Source organism: Yinghuangia sp. YIM S09857 (assembly GCF_051388915.1).
GTDB lineage: Bacteria > Actinomycetota > Actinomycetes > Streptomycetales > Streptomycetaceae > Yinghuangia.
This window is the reverse complement of record NZ_JBPKBH010000057.1, coordinates 1-1,384: the sequence shown is the minus strand read 5'-3', so window position 1 is coordinate 1,384 and position 1,384 is coordinate 1. Positions and strand designations below refer to the sequence as shown.

General features: G+C 71.4%; 1 protein-coding gene. It reads right to left on the bottom strand.

All coding sequences use genetic code 11. The features are described from left to right. Positions 1 to 1,384 (bottom strand): fatty acyl-CoA synthetase (locus tag ACRX5S_RS41060; protein ID WP_436778401.1); only part of this gene is annotated, 1,384 nt, incomplete at both ends.

Here is a 1,384-nt window from a genome sequence, read left to right as displayed (position 1 = left end):
GCCGGGTTTGGGGACGACGACGGCGGTGACGGCTTCGATCCAGTAGGGGTGGGTGATGCCGAAGACGGCGGCTTCGGCGACGGCGGGGTGGGTGTGGATGACTTCTTCGACTTCGCGTCCGGCGACGTTCTCGCCGCCGGTCTTCACCATGTCCTTCTTGCGGTCGACGACGGTGAGGTAGCCCTCCTCGTCCAGGACGCCGAGGTCGCCGCTGTGGAACCACTGGTTGCGGAAGGCCTCTTCGGTGCGCTGGGGGTCGTTCCAGTAGCCGAGCATGGTGTGCGGGCCGCGGTGCACGATCTCCCCGACCACGCCGGGCGGGACGGGCTGGTCGTGGTCGTCGACGACGCGGGTTTCGACGTTGAGGCCGGCGCGTCCGGCGGAGCCGGCTTTGCGCTGCTGGTCGGCGGGTCCGAGGATCGTCGCGACGGGGGACATCTCGGTCTGGCCGTAGAAGTTGTAGAGCGCCAGCTGCGGCAGGCGGCGGCGTAGTTCGGCGAGGACCTCGACGGGCATGGCGGCGGCGCCGTTGTAGCCCTTGCGCAGCGAGGACAGGTCGCGGGTGTCGAAGTCGGGGTGCCGCAGCAGCGCGATCCACACCGTCGGGGGGCAGAACAGCTTGGTGACCTTCTCCGCCTCGACGGTCGCCAGGATCGTGGCGGCGTCGGGGGCGGGCAGGATGACCGAGGTGGCGCCGAGGTAGACGTCCGGGGTCAGGAAGCAGTGCAGCTGCGCGCAGTGGTAGAGCGGCAGCGCGTGGATCTCGGTGTCGTCCGCGGCCATGCCGCCGTCGACGATCGCGGTGGTGTACTGGGCGAGGAGGTTCCGGCTGGTCATCACCGCGCCCTTGGGCCGGGACTCGGTGCCGGAGGTGTACATGATCTGCACCGGGTCGTCGTCGTCCAGGTCCACCTGCGGACAGTCGGCCGCCGACTCGCCGAGCGCGGCGAACGGCTCCCAGCCGTCGGCCTCGCCGATCACCGCACGCACCGTCAGCGCGGTGTCGTCCAGGCCGGCCTCGGCCAGCGCCGCGTCCGCGGTGCCGGCCAGGTCCGCGCCGGCGATCACGCCGACCGCGCCGCAGTGCTCCAGGACGTAGGCGACCTCGGGCGGGGTGAGCATGAAGTTCACCGGCACCGAGACCGCACCGATCCGCGCCAGCGCGAAGTACGCCACCACGAACCCGTGCGAGTTCCGGGCCAGCAGCACCACCCGGTCGCCCTTGCCCACCCCGCGCTCCGCCAACCCGGCGGCGGTCCGCGAGACCAAAGCGTCCAACTCCGCGAACGACTGCCGCAACGCCCCGAACACGACCGCCGTCTTGTCCGGAGTCCGCACCGCAGAACGCGCCAACAGGTCCGCAAGCCCGTGACGCCGCGCGCGT